General features: G+C 56.3%; 13 protein-coding genes. 1 reads left to right on the top strand and 12 read right to left on the bottom strand.

The genetic code is table 11. The features are described 5' to 3' along the window. Positions 1 to 12: 12 nt before the first annotated feature. From BBCT_RS02565 to BBCT_RS02520, 10 genes are all read right to left on the bottom strand, one after another. A complete protein-coding gene (locus BBCT_RS02565; RefSeq protein WP_033501370.1) occupies positions 13 to 672 on the bottom strand; it encodes a methionine ABC transporter permease in 660 nt (219 codons plus the stop codon). A gap of 5 nt (positions 673 to 677) precedes the next feature. Continuing rightward, a complete protein-coding gene (locus tag BBCT_RS02560) occupies positions 678 to 1,739 on the bottom strand; it encodes a methionine ABC transporter ATP-binding protein (protein ID WP_003836394.1) in 1,062 nt (353 codons plus the stop codon). 135 nt (positions 1,740 to 1,874) lie between these two features. After that, entirely contained in the window at positions 1,875 to 2,750 is an 876-nt protein-coding gene (locus BBCT_RS02555; RefSeq protein ID WP_003836392.1) for a MetQ/NlpA family ABC transporter substrate-binding protein, read from the bottom strand. 39 nt (positions 2,751 to 2,789) lie between these two features. Beyond that, entirely contained in the window at positions 2,790 to 3,812 is a 1,023-nt protein-coding gene (locus tag BBCT_RS02550) for a ketopantoate reductase family protein (protein ID WP_003836389.1), read from the bottom strand. A gap of 277 nt (positions 3,813 to 4,089) precedes the next feature. After that, positions 4,090 to 5,415 (bottom strand): MFS transporter, encoded by a 1,326-nt coding sequence (locus BBCT_RS02545; RefSeq protein ID WP_003836388.1) that lies wholly within the window; start codon positions 5,413 to 5,415, stop codon positions 4,090 to 4,092. Positions 5,416 to 5,728: 313 nt separating this feature from the next. After that, positions 5,729 to 8,950: an FIVAR domain-containing protein gene (locus BBCT_RS02540; protein WP_003836386.1), complete on the bottom strand. Its 3,222-nt coding sequence runs from the start codon at positions 8,948 to 8,950 to the stop codon at positions 5,729 to 5,731. A 251-nt stretch (positions 8,951 to 9,201) separates the two neighbouring features. Further along, on the bottom strand, positions 9,202 to 11,184 hold the full coding sequence (locus tag BBCT_RS02535; RefSeq protein WP_003836384.1) for a glycoside hydrolase family 127 protein: 1,983 nt from the start codon (positions 11,182 to 11,184) through the stop codon (positions 9,202 to 9,204). A gap of 45 nt (positions 11,185 to 11,229) precedes the next feature. Further along, positions 11,230 to 12,078, bottom strand: coding sequence for a carbohydrate ABC transporter permease (locus BBCT_RS02530; protein ID WP_003836383.1), 849 nt, complete (start codon positions 12,076 to 12,078; stop codon positions 11,230 to 11,232). Positions 12,079 to 12,092: 14 nt separating this feature from the next. Then, positions 12,093 to 12,998 carry a carbohydrate ABC transporter permease gene (locus tag BBCT_RS02525; RefSeq protein ID WP_003836381.1) on the bottom strand — a complete coding sequence of 302 codons (906 nt, stop codon included), beginning with the start codon at positions 12,996 to 12,998 and terminating at the stop codon, positions 12,093 to 12,095. A gap of 149 nt (positions 12,999 to 13,147) precedes the next feature. Beyond that, a complete protein-coding gene (locus tag BBCT_RS02520) occupies positions 13,148 to 14,398 on the bottom strand; it encodes an ABC transporter substrate-binding protein (RefSeq protein WP_003808526.1) in 1,251 nt (416 codons plus the stop codon). 148 nt (positions 14,399 to 14,546) lie between these two features. Between BBCT_RS02520 and BBCT_RS02515 the strand changes: the two genes are divergently transcribed. Beyond that, entirely contained in the window at positions 14,547 to 15,548 is a 1,002-nt protein-coding gene (locus BBCT_RS02515) for a LacI family DNA-binding transcriptional regulator (protein WP_003836379.1), read from the top strand. A gap of 84 nt (positions 15,549 to 15,632) precedes the next feature. Here the strand turns inward: BBCT_RS02515 and BBCT_RS02510 are convergent, their stop codons facing one another. Both BBCT_RS02510 and BBCT_RS02505 read right to left on the bottom strand, forming a co-directional pair. After that, positions 15,633 to 17,759: an alpha-galactosidase gene (locus tag BBCT_RS02510; protein ID WP_231858082.1), complete on the bottom strand. Its 2,127-nt coding sequence runs from the start codon at positions 17,757 to 17,759 to the stop codon at positions 15,633 to 15,635. 331 nt (positions 17,760 to 18,090) lie between these two features. Then, positions 18,091 to 18,996: a cysteine ABC transporter substrate-binding protein gene (locus tag BBCT_RS02505; RefSeq protein ID WP_003836375.1), complete on the bottom strand. Its 906-nt coding sequence runs from the start codon at positions 18,994 to 18,996 to the stop codon at positions 18,091 to 18,093. Positions 18,997 to 19,043 lie beyond the last annotated feature (47 nt).

The following is a 19,043-nucleotide window of genomic DNA, read 5'->3' as shown; positions in this document are numbered from 1 at the left end:
TATACGCAACCATCAGTGCGTCACCTTGCGCGCGAACCAATCGCCAACCCACTGAATGATCTGCACAATGACGATCAGAATAATAACAATCACAACAAGCACGCCGGTTTCGTAACGGTTATAGCCGTATTGAATGGCCATATCGCCGATGCCGCCGGCTCCGATGGTGCCGACCATTGCAGAATAGCCGATCAGCGAAATGATGGTGAGCACCACGCCGCGAATAAACGACGGCAAAGCTTGCGGAAACACCGCATCCACAATGATTTGGCGTGTGGTAGCGCCAGTGGAGATGGCAGCCTCAAGCAGGCCCGGATCAACTTCGGAGAACGCGCTTTCCGCGATTCGCGCGAAGAACGGCACTGCGGCGATCGACAGGGAGATTGCGCCACCGGTCGGCGTGTAAGGGTCACCCAAAATCAATTGCACAACCGGGATAAGCACCACCATGAGAATCAGGAACGGCAGCGAGCGAATCGCGTTTACGATGAACCCTACAATAACGTTCAGCGCATGGTTCGGCGTAAACAAGCGGTTTTCAGTCAAATACAACAGCAATGCCACCAGCGTGCCCAGTACCACGCCGATAATCGCCGACACCACAACCATATATGCCGTGTCGATCAGTGCTTGCCCAAGATTGTCTTGAAGGATTTCCAGAGTTTCTTCCATTGTTCTCATGCCTCCTGATTATCCGCAGCTTCGGCGGCCACAACCAGCTGCCCACGATCAAGTTCCCGATAGCTGAATACATGCGTTCTCAACGTGTTCAACGCCTGCAGCAGCGGCTCCCCCGCGCCGGAAACAAGCACAATCAGAATGCCGATGGCCTGCGAACCGAAATATTCCACATTCGCATGCAGCACGTCGATGCTCACACCGTAATCCTGCGCAACCTGGCTGATGAGCGGCTCGAGTGCCGCATCGCCCTTGTATCGCAGTTCCACGATGGTGCCGGCCGGCAGCGATGGCACCAATTGCGGTGGCACGGCAATGCCAAGGTAGCGTTCCACCAACGCTTTGGTGGTCGGATGTTTCGGAGCGCTGAACACGTCGAACGTGTTGCCCTGCTCCACTACCACACCGTTTTCCATAACGGCCACTCGGTCGAAAATTTGCTTCGCCACGTCAAGCTGATGCGTGATGAACACGATGGTAATGCCCAGTTCGCGGTTGATGCGCTGCAAGAGTGTCAGAATGCCTTCTGTGGTTTCCAGATCGAGTGCGCTGGTGGCTTCGTCGCACAGCAGGATTTCCGGCTTGTTGGCGAGCGCACGCGCAATGGACACGCGCTGCTTTTGCCCGCCCGACAGGCTTGATGGGTAGCTGTCGATCTTGTTTTCCAAACCGACCAGTGCCAGCAGTTCGCGGACACGTTCCGGCCACTGCGCTTTCGGATATCCGCCGGCTTTCAGCGCGAATTCAATGTTTTTGCCGACCGTAACGTTGGTGATCAGGTTGAATCCTTGGAAAATAAAGCCGATTTTCTTGCGCAGGTCACTCAATTGGCTGCCTTTGAGTGCGGTGATATCGTTGCCATCGATCACTACATGGCCGCCTGTTGGTCGTTCCAGCAGATTGATGGTGCGCACCAAAGTGGATTTGCCAGCTCCGGAAAAACCCACGATGCCGAAAATCTCGCCTTTTTCCACGCTGATGTTCACATGCTTGACCGCTTCGACGGTTCGCCCGCCTTCATGAAAAGTCACAGACACGTCGTTGAGTTCAATAACGCTCATGGTTCGTTCCTCGCTTCATTCGAGTACTTGTTCAAGTTCGTTCAATACGTTTTGTTCGATGAATCTCGTTTGTACATAAGTCCCGTATGAGTTCTTCGATTCATACGGGCCTTTGTATTACCGCACGCTATAGCGTCACCACGTGGTCGGCTTGCCGAAATCCTTGAATTCGCTCTTGGCGATGGCGTCCTTGAATTTCTGGCTGGCAAGCAGTTTCTTGACAGCCTTGCCGAAGTCGGAATCGACGTCCTGGGTGCGGACCACGAACACTTCGATCACGCCATCATCCTGCTTTTCCATGACGAGCGCGTCGGCAGGCTTCAGATCAGCAGCCCAAGAGTAGTTGCCCGGCACCAGAGCCACATCAACAGTACCCAAGGAACGGGCCAGCTGTGCCGCATCAATCGTTTTGATTTTGAGGTTCTTCGGATTGGATGCGATGTCGTTGACCGTAGCCTTGGTAGCATCGACCTCGCCCTTGAGCGTCACCAGACCCTGCTGCTGGAGCACGCCGAGAGAACGCGCCAGGTTAGAGCCATCGTTGGCGATTGCGACCGTAGCTCCGTCTTCGATGTCATCGATGGACTTGTACTTGTTGGAATAGATGCCCAATCCCAAAGTCGGCGTCTGTCCAAGGGAGGTCAGGTCGAGATTGTTGTCGGCGGTGAACTTCTTCAGATAATTGCCATGCTGGAAAAGATTCGCCTGAATGGAACCGGATGCAAGTGCCTTATTGGGCTGCACATAATCGTTGAACAGCTTGGTTTTCAGTTTGAAACCGTCATCTTTCAGCAGCGGCGCGATAACCTTGTCGACCATGTCGCCGTATGGTCCTGCGCACACGCCGACGGTGATTGTGGTGGTTTTGCCCTTCGTGGTGTTCAGACTGTTGGACGCGGATGCGCTGTTGCCGGAACCGCATGCCGCAACGGAAATAAGTGTTGCAGCGGCGAGTACTGCTGCGGCGATTCGTTTGATGCCGTTTGGCTTCTTGAAAATAGTGATGGTCATGGTTGTTTTCCTTCTCTCACTTGTTTTGAAAAATTACGGTTATTCCGTTACCGGCTTACTGGCTTCGACGTCGGCTTTGGCCTGTGCGACGATGCCTGGATTGTGGATGGCGAAGGCTTGTTCGGTGAGATGCACTTCGCGGGTTAGGAATTCGTGCAGCTTGCATTCGTAGCCATGCTCGCGTCCGACTTTGGCGATATAGCCGTTGATGTAGTCGACTTCCGTCGGACGTCCCTTAGTCAGGTCTTGATACATGGACGGATAGTGCAGCGGATGAGCCACGCCCGCAGTGTGCAGAATGGTTTCGACTTCCGTTTCGCGCGTGCCCAACAGTTGGTATCCGGCTGCTTCGGCCGCGCTGTAAGCTTCGTCGACCAGCTGTTCGGTGAGCCAACGCGCGTCGGGATGCGCATGAAATTCGCCGAAGCGGATCTGGTACATGGTACACAGCGTGTTCAGCACCGAGTTGAATACGATTTTCGCCATGCACATGCCGATGAAGTTGTCCACGATGGTTGGGTTGAGTGTGGCCGTTGCGAAATCCTCGTACAGCGCCTGCTCGTGTTTGCGCACCTCATCAGTCACATCATCCGCGTAGGCACACAGGTTCATGGCCTTGGCATGTGCCCCGCCGGTGAAGTTGAAATCGCCGGGGCCGTACACGTAGGCACCGATCAGTGCGGTGCCGCCGTAGATGCGGTCTTTGGAGAAGTATTCGTTGAGCTTTTCGAAGTGTCCATAGCCGTTCATGGCGGAGAACACAATCTGCTTCTCGTTGAACAGGTGGGCGCAACGCTTGAGCACGCCGTCAAGCTGCATCTGCTTGAGGAACACGATCCACACATCTGGCTGGCCGGCGTATTCCTCCGGGTAGTACACGTTAATCGGCACGAGATGGCGGTCTTCACCATCTTGAGACACGTAGGCGCCGCCTTGCTCGCGAATCTTCTCGACGTTTGGCTTCCACGTATCGATGAAATCGACATCCTTGTGCGCGAATTCCTGCAGCAGCACGCCGTACTGGATGCCCATGCCGCCAGCGCCAATCACCGCATACTTCATGTTCCCTGTCTCCTCTCTCCTGTGGTTTTCGTTGTTTTCAAGCGAATACCCACAAGATATCGGGAAACATCCTTGTCAATGCCGGCGTGGCTATATGCGCTTCTTATCGGCTGTTGCAACGCCTATAAGGCGCTTCTATAGGGTGTTATCAGGCTGCTGTCGTCGCAAACGCAATACATGTGTGCACAATATATGAAGCGCATGGAATGCACGCATCCCATGCGCTTCATATGACTATGAATCAGTTGTCGATGACTGATTCGTGGTAAATAAAAACCTACTTCACGTTCTTGATCCACAGGATCAGCAGCACGCCGCCCAATGCGCACAGGGCAGAGACGATGAATGCGCTGTAGTAGGTTCCGGTAACCGCAACCAGCATGGCGGTGGTGGCCGGAGCCAGCACCTGGCCGCAAGTATTGGCGAGATTGCCGAAGCCGATGTACTTGCCGCCGGTACGGTTATGCTGCGCCTCTTCAGGAATCACGTCGACGTTCAGAGCACCATCGACGGCGATGTACACGCCATAGCCGAGCCCGGCGAATGCGGCGTACAGCAGCACGCCGTTGACACTGCGGAACGCCACCGGGCACAGCGTGCCGATGATGAACAGCACGCAGGCGATTGCAATCGGCATCTTACGCGCCTTAATCCTGTCGGACAGCGGGCCGGAGACAGCCAAACCGATCAGCGACACGACGAAGGTGACGGCGGACAGCGTGCCCATTGCCTTGGCGGCTTCCTGCACGGTCAGACCGACATAGTTCTCGAAGATGTACAGCGTGTACTGGGAGATCATGGCATAGCTGGCCATCATCAGCAGACGGCCGCCGCAAGCCTTGTAGAAGTCGTGCGCGCCCTTGAGCTTTGGAGGCAGCAGGTTCTCCAGCGCTTCCTTGGCAGCTTCGGCACCGCTCTTGCCGTCGCCATCGTTCTTGGAGCTGCGCTCGCGCGGCAGGATCAGCAGCGGGATGATGCCGGAGGCCGCAATCATCAGCGCGCCGACGACGAAGCCCATGTTCTGATACGGCTGTCCGAGGAACAGCGAGCTGAGGAACTGGCCGACAGGAGTGCCCAGCGCGGTTGCGCCCAGGCCTGCGGACAGCGTGCCGCGCACGGACTTGGGAACACGATCGGCGAGGATGGCGAACATCGGAGTCTGGATGGCGCCCTGGCCGAGGTTGTTCAGCATATAGCTGGCGGTCAGGCTCGGCACATCGCCGAAGGAGCCGAGCAGGTACAAGCCGATGCCTGCCACAATGGAACCTGCGAAGATCCATGGCGTGCGCTTGCCGAAGCGGGAACGAGTGTGATCGGAGAATGCGCCCCAGATGTAGCCGGACAGCAGACCAACGATCGCGGTCAGTGAGGTGATGGTACCGAGTGCGGTGGTGGCTTCCGTTTCGTTGTATCCCAGGTCCTTCAGATGCTGAGGCATGAGCGTATTGCCGTTCAGCACGAATGCGGCGCAATTAAGGATTGCGAAAATAACGAAGGCACCGAGGTAGCGAGCCGTCATTGCCCGCGAGAATGGTTCTCCTGTTTCCGGAGACAACGTATCCGGGTCTACGAGTACTTCACTGTTGCTCTGTGCGGTTTGCATGAGTAAGCTCCTGTGCTTATGTTGGCGCCCCTGCCGTAGAGACGACATAAGCCGCTGTTCAATATGCGTTCTTACAGCGTTTTACTGTAAGCCAGATAACACGCCGGAAATCGAATACTCGTATTTCCGGAAACGTTTCCGTGCATATTTAGCGCACGAACCCGCCTCGGAAAAGCGCCTTGCTCGCAGCAATCTCTCTTGCGCAAGCTACCGATAGCATGCCTGTACACGAGGGATTGCAGGGCATGTTGCCCGATGGTCCATATCATGGCCACCGGGCAGCATGCACCTATGAAACCGTCTTTGCCGGAAATCAGATCGCGTTACGGCGGCGTAGTACTGCGATCACAGCACCTGCCACAGCCAGCAGTGCTGCAACGCCGGCAACCAGAGCAATGCCTGCACCCGTGCTGACCAACCCGAGCTGGCCACCGTTGGCGGAGTCGTTGCCGTTCGCCGCACCGGTGGAGGCGGCACTCGCATCATGAGAACCGCCGCTTCCCGTGTTCCCGGTGTTTCCGATATTCCCGGTATTTCCAGCGCTGGAACCGCCGGACGTACTACCACCGGTGGAGCCGCTATCAGCTTTGACCAGCCCGGACTGAGCGTCCTTCAGCGTCTTGAGTGCGGAGTCCACGTCGTCCTGAGTGGCGTTCTCATCGGCGAGGACCTTCTTCGCGGATTCCAGCTGCCCGGTGAACACCTTCCAGCTGTCGACGGTATAGTCCTTCTCATCCAGCTTGCCGGCCTCGTCCACTGCGGCCTGCAGCTTGGACTTGTCGGCGGAAACAGGCTCAGGCTCCTTGGCCGTCACAATCACCTTGAAAGTGGCGGAAACACCATTCTCGGCGTTAACGGCAGGAGTCACGGTGAAGGTCGTCTCACCGGCCTTGAGCGCATGAATCGTGCGGCTGTCAACAAGTTTCACGGACTGCGTTGCAATACCATCGGCGTCTTCCTGCTCTTCGGCCGTCGCGACGGACGAGTCGGAGGACGCCCAGACGAGCGTTGCATCAGTCGCGTTAATCGGTTTGATGTTCACTTCCACATCAACGCTGTCACCTTCCGTCAGCGTCAGCACACCGTCCTTAAGACAATTCGCCTTGGCCGTCAGCGAGGTGATCGACTTGATCTCGCTGCCGTCCGCGGTGGTGTACTTCACGCTGCTCGAATCCACGGTGGGAGCGACCTGGATGTAGTCGAAGTTCGGCGCCCAACCGCTGGCCTTGCCGCTTTCAGAAGCCGTGCCCGTGTTCGCGTTGCCGAAGCGGATGGTATTCTCGCCCTTCTTGAGGTTCACGCGCACCGAAGTAGTCCAGAAGTTGCTCCAGCCACGGGTGTTGGCGAACACCAGGTGCTTCGAGGTCTCGCCGTTCACCGACATATCCGCCCAACGGTTCACGATCTGCCAGGTGTTGTTCGCGGTGTACTCCCACTGGGCGTAGCCGATGGTCAGCGTATAGTTGCCATCCTCCGGCACGGTCACCTTGTTGAACTGGAACCAGTTGTTCGCACCATTGCCGACGTTGCCGACGATGCGGCTGTTCGAGGCGTTGTTATCGGCACTCGCCTTGGCACTGCCGTTGAACGTGTTGGAGGAATCCTCCGCCTCGTAACGGGTCACCGAGGAGTCATCGGCGCTGGCTGTGCTCACCGAATCGATGAGCATGCCCTGGGTACCATAGCCTTCCACGGTGATCTGGTTGAGGCCCAGCGGCATGTAGATGCGAACCTTGGCAGTCTGCCAGGTGTTGGCATCCTTGGTTTCCGGCAGCTGGAGCGTCAGTTCCTGGGCATCGTTTCTTGCGGAGTTTTCGTTCGGATTGATCTTCAGCGTAACGGTGCGCTTCGCGTTCTGGCCGTCTGCCTTCGGAGCACTGTAGCGCAACATAACCTCGTTGTATCCGTTCTTCTTCGAATCGACGAAGAAGTCGCTGGATGCGGTGGCATCGGCGCCCTCGACGTAGCCGGTGCCGGAGTATCCGCTGGCATTACCGTAGGTCACCTTGGCGGTGCCGTTGCGGCGGGCGTATTCGGCTTCGACAGTGCTGTTGGAGACCTTGCCTTGCGACGTGGCCGGCGCGATAACCGCGTAGTAAGCGCTGTCGCCCTTAAGATTGTTCAGCGGCAGGCTGGCCTGGCCGTTGGCGATGCTGAGGTCCTGTTCCGCTACCACGTACGGGCCGTCGGAAGCAGCCGGAACGTTGACTGACACATTGCTAAGATTGGCCGGAGCGGTGGAATCGGTCGCATAGATTGTCACATGGGCACCGTTCGGGTACTTGTCGGGCAACGCGCTCAGGTTCAACGTCGTGGAATACGAGCTTTCGTTCGAGCCGCCAAGCAGGATCTGGGTCTGGTTGCTGTCCTTGTTGTAGGAGGCGAGCACCTGCGGCTTGCCGTTCTCATCAGGCAGGTCGACCTTGAGCAGATCGCCCTTCATGAGCCCGTACCAGTAGTACAGCCAGTAGGAACCGGTCACCTGGTTGTTCTTGGTGACCAGCCAGTCGAGATCGCCGGCCGGGTACCAGTACGGCAGCGCGCCCTGGGCGCCGGTCTTTTCGAAGCGGGCCACGTACTGCAGCAGACGGCCAGGTTTGACCTGCTCGATGGCCTTGCCGTTCTGGTCCTTCCATGCGTATTCGTTGATGCTGACCTTGATGGTCTGCCCCTGCTTGAGACCGGTGTTCTCGGGCGGCGCGTAATCGGAAAGAACATCCTTTTCCAGCGTCTTCCACTTCTGGAAGTTGCTCAGGTAGCTGCCGAAACCGGAACCGAGCTCATGCCAGGTGACGACATCCGGTACAGTACCATGCTCCTTGGCATTCTGGAAGAAGTCACGATAAAACCGGTCGGAGTAGGCGCTGTTGTTCGGGCCGCCGATACGGGCCTGCGGATATACCGAACGGATTGCTTCGACGGCCTTGTTCCAATCCTCGAAGAATTTCGTGCGAACGCTGTCGTACTTGCTGTTGTAGTTCGTCAAGTTGTAGTAGTTCGCGTCGCTGATGTCCGGTTCGTTGAACGGAATCCAGACGATGTCATCCTTAAGGTCCGGGTACTTGGTGTTGAACTTGGTGACCATTTCCTTGAGCTTCGGCACATAGTCGCCGTCCATGCCGCCATCGCCATAGGCCACATATGGGAAGTTCTTGTAGGCTTCCTTCATGTACACCTGGATTTCGCCGCCGCCGTTGCGCTTCCACTGGTCGGTGGTGTTCAGCACATCGCCATTGGGGTGTTGCACGCCGTCTGGGGATTTGCCGACCAGCACGCTGTTGGAATCGAGCGACAGGCCGTTGAGCGTGGTGTCGCTGGAAACGCCATCATCGGTCAGGCCATACAGGAAGCCTGTCGAACCGTGGGTAATCTGGCAATTGGTGTTGTTGGTGTTCTCGGTGCAGCCGGTCTGGTCGAGATGCACGGTCACTGTGGGATTCTCGATCGCCAGCGCGGTCGCAGCGCCGGAAGTCGCTGCCAATGCGGCCATTGTGGCCGTCGCTAGCAGCGCTGCCAGCGGTTTGCGGATTTTCATGGTTTCTCCTTTTCTTCTATGGCAACGTCGCCCGTCTGTTTCGGGATTTGCAACGTTGCAAATTCTGTTAGGCATATGAGCGTCCTGCCCTGCCATATACATCACCCATGTTTGGCGATTTCTCATATCGGTCGGCAAAAATCCGAAGCAACATCGCCGCGTTCAAGCCGACAAGAACAAGCTGTAGAGAGTTTAAAAGAAGAGCAATCGTGCCCCTGCTCCATCTTGAGCAGGGACACGATTATGCGATGCTATTTGGTTTCGCGGACCCAGACCTGCATCTGGCCTTCGGCGCGGTTGCACCATGCATAGTACGGAATCATGGTGAGGGTTTCCTCACGCTCCGTAAGCGGTGCATCCACGGCACGGTACTGGTCGTCGGTCGGGGATTCCAAGCGGCTGCCCTTGACCTTGAGCACCTCGACGCCATCCAGCAGATCCGGTTCGTAAGACTCGGACACGTTGGCATCCGCGCTCATGCCATCCAGCCACAGCGGGCCTTCGTTGTCGACCTGTTCCATGCAGAACACGATCGGGCCACGGGCCACGGCCAGCTTGCCGATGTCGGCACGCACACGCAGCGAGGCACGAACGCGACGCACGGACATGTCGAGCACCAAATGGATTTCGGTGTCAGCGGCGGAGGCATCGACGGTCACGAAACCATCGACCACCGGGAGCTCGACGGCTTCGCCGTTGACTTCCAGCGTATAGTCCTTGGACCACTGCGGAATGCGGACGGCCACCTTCTTGTCCAGGCCATTCGGGTTGGACACGTGGAAGGTGATGTCGCCGCTCCACGGGTATTCGTCACCGGCTTGGGTCTGCTCGATGGTGAAGCCATCTTCGAATTCGGTCTTGTTGGCCACGAACTGGTGGGCGTACACCGTCTTGCCGTCATTCGAAACCGTGTACAGGTACTGGTCGAGGGATGTGATTAGACGGCCCAGGTTGGCCGGGCAGCAGGCGCAGTCGAACCAGCCGGCGCGGCGGGTAAGAATATGCGCCTTGGTTGGGTTGCCCTTCGACGCTGCGGGATCGGCTTCCAGCGGGTTGACGTAGAAGTAGCGGGTGCCGTCCAGCTGTACACCGGAAAGCACGCCGTTGAACAGTTCCTTCTCCATCACGTCGGCCACGGAGCCGCGCGGTTTGGTCTCCATCAGGGACTTGCCGTAGAACAGCATGGCGACGGATGCGCAGGTCTCTCCATACACCAAGTCGTTCGGCAGATCATCGTCAAAGCTAAAGGATTCGCCGACCTGGCAGGAGCCAACGGCGCCGGTGATGTACATGCGGTGCTTGACGATGTTGGTCCACAGACGCTCGGCGGTGTCGAGCATCTTCTGGTCGTTCAGCAGACGGCCAACCTTGGAGACGGCGGCGGCCAAGTACAGCAGGCGCACGGCGTGGCCTTCGGCATGCTGCTTGTCGAGGATCGGCTCGTCCTGCACGAAGTACTTGAGCGGCATGTGCAGGTCGGTGTAGAACTGCGGACCGCCGGCGGCGTCCTGCTCGTCGAAGAACTCCGGGTCGGTGCCGCGCACGCGGATGAACCATGCGGCCAGATCGAGCCAGCGGCGTTCGCCGGTCGCCTCGTACAGGCGAGCCAGGGCAAGCTCAATTTCCGGGTGCCCGTCCGGGCCGTGCACCTGGCCTTCGCCATCACCGAAGTTATGGCCGATGCAATTCGCCACGCGTTCGGCGATGTCCAGGGCACGCTTGGAGCCGGTGACCTCGTAATGGGCCACGGCGGCTTCGATGAAATGGCCCATGGTGTAGAGCTCATGGCTCCAGCGCAAGCCTTTGAAGCGCTTCTCGGCAGGTAGATCCAGCTCGAACTTGGTGTCGAGGTACCCATCTTCGTCCTGAGCGCCTTCGAACAGTTCGATGGCCTCGTTCACGTGGGCTTCGAGCTCGTCGACGTTCAGACCGGCGTTCTTGCGGCGCAGCGCATAGCTGGCGGCCTCAAGCCACTTCGATACGTCGGTGTCCTGGAACGGCTGGCCGGAGAACACGCCTTCCTCGCGGCCTGCGGCGATACGTAGATTACGAAGCGAGTGGCTGAACTGACTGCCGTTCTCGCCCCATGCCGCGCCTTCCGGCACATCGACGGGCACTTCGTCGTTCAGCGCACGCCACTGGTATGGCAGCGCGTTTTCGACGGTCATATTGAGGTATCGAGTCCAGAAACGTGACGTGATATTCACATTCAGAGCCTGGGCTTGGTTAGTCATTTCGATTCCTTTGTTGTTGGTTAGAAAACTTGGTGCGAAGAAATGTCAGTCCTTCATGCCGCTGGTCTTGATGCCTTCGGTGATGTACTTCGAGCAGCAGATGTACAGCAGCGCGGGAGGAATGATCATCAGCATGGAGAACGCCATCTGCAGGTTCCACATAGTCTTAGAAGCACCTGCCGAGGTCTCGACAAAGGATGTGAGAACACCCAAAGTCAGCGGCTTGAGGTCTTCGGAGTTGATGTATACCAGCGGAGAGAACAGTTCGTTCCACCAGAAGCTGACAGACATGATGCCGACGGTAATGAAAATCGGTTTACCGAGCGGCACGATGACTTTCCAGAATGCCTGCCAACGGCTGCATCCATCCAGCATTGCGGCTTCATCGATTGAATCAGGTATCGAAACGAAGAACTGCCGGAAAAGGAAGACGTTGTACGGCTGAGCGAAGAAGCTCGGGAGGATCAGCGGCCAGAAGGAGTCCAACATACCGAAGTTGCGGAACAGGAGGTACTGCGGAATGACCAGTGCCGCGGACGGCACCATCATGGTCGCCAAGATGATGGCGAATACAACACCACGCCCCTTGAAGTTCATACGAGCCAGCGGATAGGCAACGATGGAGCTGGTCAGCAGTGTACCGACAGTGTTCAGCACTACAAGAATCAAAGTGTTGCGCAAGTACAGAATAGTATTGGGATTTTCTAGCACCTTGACATAGTTACCCCATTGCGGATCCTTCGGGAAGAACTCCGGAGGCCATGCCGAAATGCCGGTAATGGTTTTCAAAGAGTTAACGAAAATCCAATAAATCGGGAAGAACATGAACAGTGCCATGATGATCATCACGACATACTGTAGGACTTTCACATATTTCGGAGTATGCAGTTCCATTTTCGTGTCTCCTTTTACTGACGATCCATAAGCTTGAACTGCAGAGCGCTGATCACGCCGACGATGATGAACAGAATCACCGCAAGAGCCGAAGCCTGACCCATATTGAAGCTCTTGAATGCCTTGTCGTAGATCAACAGGCCGATGACCTTGGTGGCGTTGCCTGGACCGCCGCCAGTCAACGGGTACAGCAGCGAGAACGCGCTGTTGAACGAATTGACCGTGCAAGAAACGACATTGAACAGCATCATTGGAGCAATGCCCGGGATGGTGACATTGACGAAGCGCTTCCATGCGCCTGCGCCGTCAAGCGCTGCGGCCTCATACAGTTCCTGCGGCACATCTTTGAGCGCTGCGGAAAAGACAAGCATCTGCTGGCCGGTCTGGAAGGTGAATACCGAGGCAACGGCTACAAGCACCCACACAAAAGTCTGGCTACCGGACCAGTTCGGAGGGTTCTGCACACCCATCGATTTCAGTACATAATTGATGATGCCCAGCTGCGGGTTGAACATCAGAACCAAGCATCCCGCCATGACCACGGACGGCATGATGGTCGGTACGTAGTAGAAGAACTGGAACAGTCCTCTGAAACGTACCTTGAAATTAAGCAGAATAGCGAGCAGCAGGGAAAAGAGGATAGACACCGACACGTTGATAACGGTGAAGATCGCTGTTGCCAACAAGGTCTGCCCGAGCTCGCCGTTGCTCGAAAGCATGTCCTTGTAATTCTGCAGGCCCACAAATTGCGGGTCTCCCATCAGATTCCACTTGGTAAGACTCAGATAAAAGCTGAAAGCCAACGGAAAAGCGCTGAAAATGAGGAATCCGATGATCCAGGGGCTGAGGAAACCCCATGCTGCTCCCGCATCCGAGCGCATCTTGCCCGAAGACTTCGCGGTTTTCTTGGAGATTGACATTTGAATGCCCCTCTGCGATTGGGAAATGGTTGGTTACGATACGTATACTGCTTGGAGATTGATTGGCGGCTCCCATTACTGGAAGTCATGAGAGCCGCCAATCAAGAAACAAAAAAAGTAGATTGATATTGCTCTATAGGCTTGCCTCCTTATTGCGCGTCGGTAATTTCCTTATTGGCCTTGGCCACTTGTGTCCCAGTCACTTCACTCAACGAAGTCTGGCCAAGAACATATGCATTGAACTGGTCATACAGGTTGAATGTTGGAGTTGAGGCCACCAGCGTGTATCCAAGCTTTGCTTCCTTAGCAGAGGCTTCCAGGCTACTCCAGTTGCTCGGGCCGTTCTTACCCTGCACCTTGTAGTAGCCGTCAGCCATCATGGACTGGAAGGCAGGAGTATTGCCCAGGCTCTGGGACATCGACTTCTGGCCTTCCTTGCTCATCAGGAACTTGACCAGCTTCTCTGCAGCTGCAGAATGCTTGGTCTTGGCGTTGATGGCCCAGAAAGAGGTGTGCAGTGAGTTGTACTTCTTGGCGCCAGGAGCGGTTGGAATCGTGGCGATATCCCACTTGAAGTCAACATCCTTGTAGGTGCTAACCAGCCAGGTCCCACCCAAGGTCATTGCTGCTTTACCGGCCGCGAACATATCAGAAACCTTAGAACCGGAAGCCGGCTGCGGCTGCCACTTGTTGTCCACAAGATTCTTCTGGAATTCGAGGGTCTTCTTCAAACCATTACCGAAAGAGAGCTTGCCATTGTCGACCACCTTGTCACCGGCGGCGCCGATCAGGGAGTACCATACGCCGTTGAAGGTTGGGGAGTCGGAACCGTACTGGGATCCATCGGCCTTGGTCAGCTTCTCAGCTGCGGCGGTGTAGTCGTCCCAGGTCCAGTCATCGGTCGGATACGCGACGCCAGCGGCATCGAACATATCTTTGTTGTAGTACATGATTTCGGTGGCGAAGCCTTGCGGGAATCCGTAGTAACCGTCCACTTGGTTGGCGATATCAGTGACGGCCGGCTGGAAATCGCTCTTGTCGATGCCCAGATCCTTCAGCTTGTCATCAAGCTTCATGGTCACACCGTTCTTAGCGAAGCGAACGTAATCCGCTTCCTGGGTCAGCATGACGTCCGGAGCGGTACCGCCAACAATCATCTGATTGAGTTTGGTGTTGTAGTCGTCTCCAGGAACGCGAATCTGCTTGACTTTGATATCCGGATTAGCCTTGATGAAATCCTTGATGGGCTGCATCTCGTCGTCCCAGTAGGAAACAGTTAACGTGTTGTCATCACTCGAAGAGCTGTTCGAAGAACCGCAGGCTGCGGTGCCCATCAGCGTCGCAACAGCCGCAACACCGGCCACAAGACGCATAACAGTACGCTTGGCATTCGTGTTCATTGATATTTCCTTTCTTCCAGTACCACTCTCATCTTTGAAACTCAACTTTGAGGAAGTGGCTTGTTGCTGTTGACTTCAACAATAAAAAACGCACATGCTTCCATGTGCGGTATTTGCACGACACGGAAACGTTTCCTAGAATTGCCCCATGACTAAACGCATCACACTAGACGACATCGCAGCCGCCGCACACGTATCGAAGGCCACTGTTTCCAAGGCTTTGAACGACACAGGTCAGCTCTCCGCACATACACGAAGACTTATTCTCAAAACAGCCGATGAGCTTGGGTATGTCAAAACAGCCAATGTTCAGACACCACGTTGCAAAACCGGACTCATCGGTCTGGTGACCTCTGACCTTGAAGGCAGATTCTCCAATCCAGCGCTTATCGGCGCGGAAAACACCCTGGGCAGCACCAATCACGCCGTGCTGCTTACCAATTCCAGAGGCGATCCAAAACTCGAACGGGCGCATATCGATCAATTGGCGGCAAGACGAGTTGACGGGCTGCTCATGCTTGGTGGGGAAACAGATAGCAGACCGCCGTTGAAGCCAAATACCGCATTGGGAATCCCAATCGTATACGCTTACGCCCCATCCAACAATCCCGAAGACTGCTCGGTGACATGTGACAATGTCGCAGCCGGCGCAATGGCCATTGATCATTTACTGTTACGTGGTCGACGGCATATCGCCATTGTCTCAGGACCGGAGCACTATACAGCCACCAAAGATCGGCTTGCCGGAGCCCGTAAGGCACTAAAACAAAGCGGCCTTCAACTGGCGGCACCAGTCTGCTACGGCAACTGGCATGAGTCATGGGGACGCACAGCCGCACAGTTGTTGCTTAGCAAAGGCGTTCGCATCGACGGCATCTACTGCCTCAACGACATGCTTGCACGCGGAGTCATCGAGACACTGCTCGCCCAAGGTATACGTGTGCCAGAGGATATCGCGGTTATCGGTCATGACAATTGGCAGGTCACCGCCACCGAATGCCGCGTGCCGATCACCTCGTTCGACAACAATCTGCAGGAAATCGGCAGACGCGCCGCCCGGCATCTGCTGGACGCCATCAATGGCAATCCTCACCATGGCACGACATATATCGGCTGCTCGTTGATAGTAAGAAAATCAACAACGGCATAATTTCTCATTCGCAAAAGAGGCGTCTGCAATGCCATGACCGTGCATTGCAGACGCCTCATCGGGGAAGGAAGGGAAAGGAAAGTATCAGTTGAAATTCACCTCGAATGTTCGAGACACATAGCCGCCATCGGACGGAACGGTAACCACAAGCTCTCCGGATGCGGCATCCCAGTGGACTGGCCACTGCGCATACCCATCAACCGGATACACTGCGGAAACCTCACCGGCACGCCCAGTCCAACGATCAAGATGCAGACGCACGTCGCCACCCTCACTGTCACGACTCCACACCGTGGCCAGCGCACGATCGCCGGCATCCAGGCCAAGCGCAAGCACCTTATCGTTCCAGCCAGGCAGTCCCATCGGCCAGAACGGCTTGGATTCACCGATCACCGGCTGCACATGCTTCTTGTAGGCGTTCACGCCTTCCTGTACCCAGGCGAGTTGCCGCTCGTTCATGCGGTTCAGGTACCCAGACAGGAAGAACCGCCCTAAGAATGTGGTGTTGATGTTGAATGCGGTTTCTTCGGCCCCCATATCGGATTGCGGGTACGCCCAGCTGGCGGCTTGTTCAGGCAATACCATCATCGGCGAGGCCGCAGCGATGACCGGGTACAGACGGAAATCCTGCTGATCGGACGTGGATTGCACCTGAAAGCGGGATGTCTGCGCGAAATCCTCACGCATGCCGCCGGACGAGCAGTTCTCCAGAATCACATCTGGGTAGCGCTCCCGCAAACCATCAATCCAATCGCTGTAAGCACGGTTATGACCGAGCAGACCGGCACCGGGGGCGTCGGCGTCATAATCGGTGCCAGCACCTGGAGAGACATTGTAATCAAACTTGAAGTAACCAATGCCGTATTCGCCGACCAAACGGTCGATTACCGAATCGAGATGCCTACGCGCCGCTGGATCGCGCAAGTCAAGCAGATAGCGTTCCTGCTCCACCACGCGTTTTCCATGCCGCTGGAAGAACGCGGAATCCGGCAGCTTCTGCGCCATGGGTGACTTCACGCCGATGACCTCCGGCTCGATCCAGATGCCCGGAATCATGCCGGCGTCCTTGATGGCGTCGATGACTTCGACAATGCCCTTCTCACCAGGGAAGCGGGTCTTGGACGGCATCCACTCGCCGACAGACGGCCACCAATTGCCGGTATCGTCGTACCAACCACAGTCGATGACGAAGATCTCGATGCCCGCCTTACCTGCGGCTTCGATCAGCGGCAGCTCCTTCTCGGTGGTCGGATCGCCATAGATGGTGTTCATGTAGTCGTTGAACACCACGCTCGGTTCGACGTTGTCGACGTGCGGCGAGCGCACTTCGCGGCGATAGTCGGTAACGTTGGCGATTACGCCGTCGAATTCGTGGGCGATGGTGAAGGATGCCGGAACAGTGGTGAACGATTCCCCCAAATGCAGTTCTTTGAACCATGCATGGTTCTCGTTGGTCGGGCCGGACAGTGCCACGCAGCCGTCCGCGGTGTTGTCCTGCACGTCCCAGCGCCAAGCACCGTTGTGCTCTATCTGGAACAGCCATGCCAGCTTCATTGCTTTGGATTCGAGAATGGCCAGGGGCACATTGGTGCCGGTGGACCAGGTGCCGGTGGATACGACCTGATGGCTTTGCCTTGGATCGACATTGGTAAGTTCCTGGCCGATGGCCGGCAGCAGTTCGCGCAGACTCTTACGGCTCCACCGTCCCTCGGCGAGCCAATCGAAACGCCCTTCGAGCAAGTCCCAATGTTCCAAACCGGATTCGGTGCCTTCATCGGCATTTGCCGGAATGCCAAATGTGCTGCTCCAGCTGGTAACAGAATCGAGCAGCACCGGCTCAAGCCCCATATTGGTGACGGTCACATCGGTCTGCACCATCGGCGAGCGCTCGTCAACGCTGTAGCGGACAGCCACTTCGAGATCGCGATCTTCATCTTCCAGCACGATCTTCAACTCGCTGCGATACCCAGTGGTGTTGGTCTGATGGCTGCTATAGCGCAGTTCTCGCCCGATAACGGTATGCGTAAGTTTGTTACAGGAAATCATGTGACCTGTGTCGGTGGTCATGACCTCCGCAATCGGAGTGCTTTCGGGGAATTGCACACTGACACCATTAATTTCAAGAGCGCGCATAACAACAGGCTGGCCATCCGCGTATTCGAACGCCATGGACACCGGGCCCGCATTCCATGTGAGGGTTTGGGACATCATTATCTCCATTACAGTTGCTGATCCGCGGTTTCAGCATATTCCTTGGAAGGAGGAGGATCATATGCTGAAACCGTTTATGCGTACACATATAAGGTATGCGAACACAACAAGACGCAAGCGTTTAAACCAGCTAACCGGAAACATTTCTTTCGAAGCAATCTCAGCATGACCATAAACAAATCGATCCATGCAAAACCCGTTCCGCGCGCACCGCTCTTCCCCTCGCTGCATCAGCCCATCCAATACGAAAAGGCCCGTCCGCAATGGACGGGCCTTGCCATCGGATGGGTCTGCCTACGATTCAGACAGCTTCAGGCAGCTCTGTCGAAAATCAGAGCTCGCCGCCTTCGACCACGATGTCATTGGGATCGACATCGGAACCGTACACCGGCTTCAGGGTCTGCTCGTAATCCTTGTGGAAGAAGTTCTCCTTACCCAACTTCACGATTTCGTCGTTCAGCCAGTTGAGCAGCTCCTTGTTGCCCTTCTGCACAGCCGGAGCGATGGTGTCCTCATCGCCAAGTTTGGTGATGCCCACCTTGAAACCCTTGTTGGACTTGGCCCAAGCCAGTACTTCGGTGTTGTCGGTGGAGAAAGCGTCGCCACGGCCGTCGAGCAGCGCATTGTAGGCGTCGGCGTACTGGTCGTACTTCTGCAGCTTGACGTCGGGCTCGTTCTTCTCGAAGTAGCTTTCGGCGGTGGTGCCCTTGGCGATGATCAACGTCTTGCCCTTAAGCTGGCTCACGTCAGTGATTTCGGCATTTTCCGGGGAGACCACGCCGAGTGCCACCTTCATGTACGGCTTGGCGAAATCGACCTTCTCCTTACGCTCGTCGGTGACGGTGAAGTTGGCCAGTGTGATGTCCACCTTGTTGGAGGTGAGCACGTCCACGCGGGCGGCCGGGTCGACGGAAGTGTACTTGACCTTCACTCCCAGATCCTTGCCGAGGCGCTCGGCGAAGTAAACGTCGTAGCCGGCGTTCTTGCCTTCCTTGTCGATGTAGCCGAACGGGGCCTTGTCGGAGAAAACGGCAACCTTAAGTTCGCCGGACTTCTTGATCTCGTCCAGAGTGCGGGCGGTGACGTTGCTGCTGGAGCTGGAATCGCCGCCAGTGGAGTTTTCATCGCTCGGAGTGGCCGTGGACGGGCCGCAAGCAGCCACCGAGGCTGCCATGATCAACGCGGCCGATGCGGCCACGATGCTCTTGAATGTTTTGTTGATGATTGATGCGGTCATGGTTTCTCCTCTCTTGCAAAGATGACTGCTATCAAAATCTTGAATTG

This window comes from Bifidobacterium catenulatum DSM 16992 = JCM 1194 = LMG 11043 (genome assembly GCF_001025195.1).
GTDB classification, from domain to species: Bacteria; Actinomycetota; Actinomycetes; order Actinomycetales; family Bifidobacteriaceae; genus Bifidobacterium; species Bifidobacterium catenulatum.
This window is presented reverse-complemented; position numbering and strand designations above follow the sequence as displayed.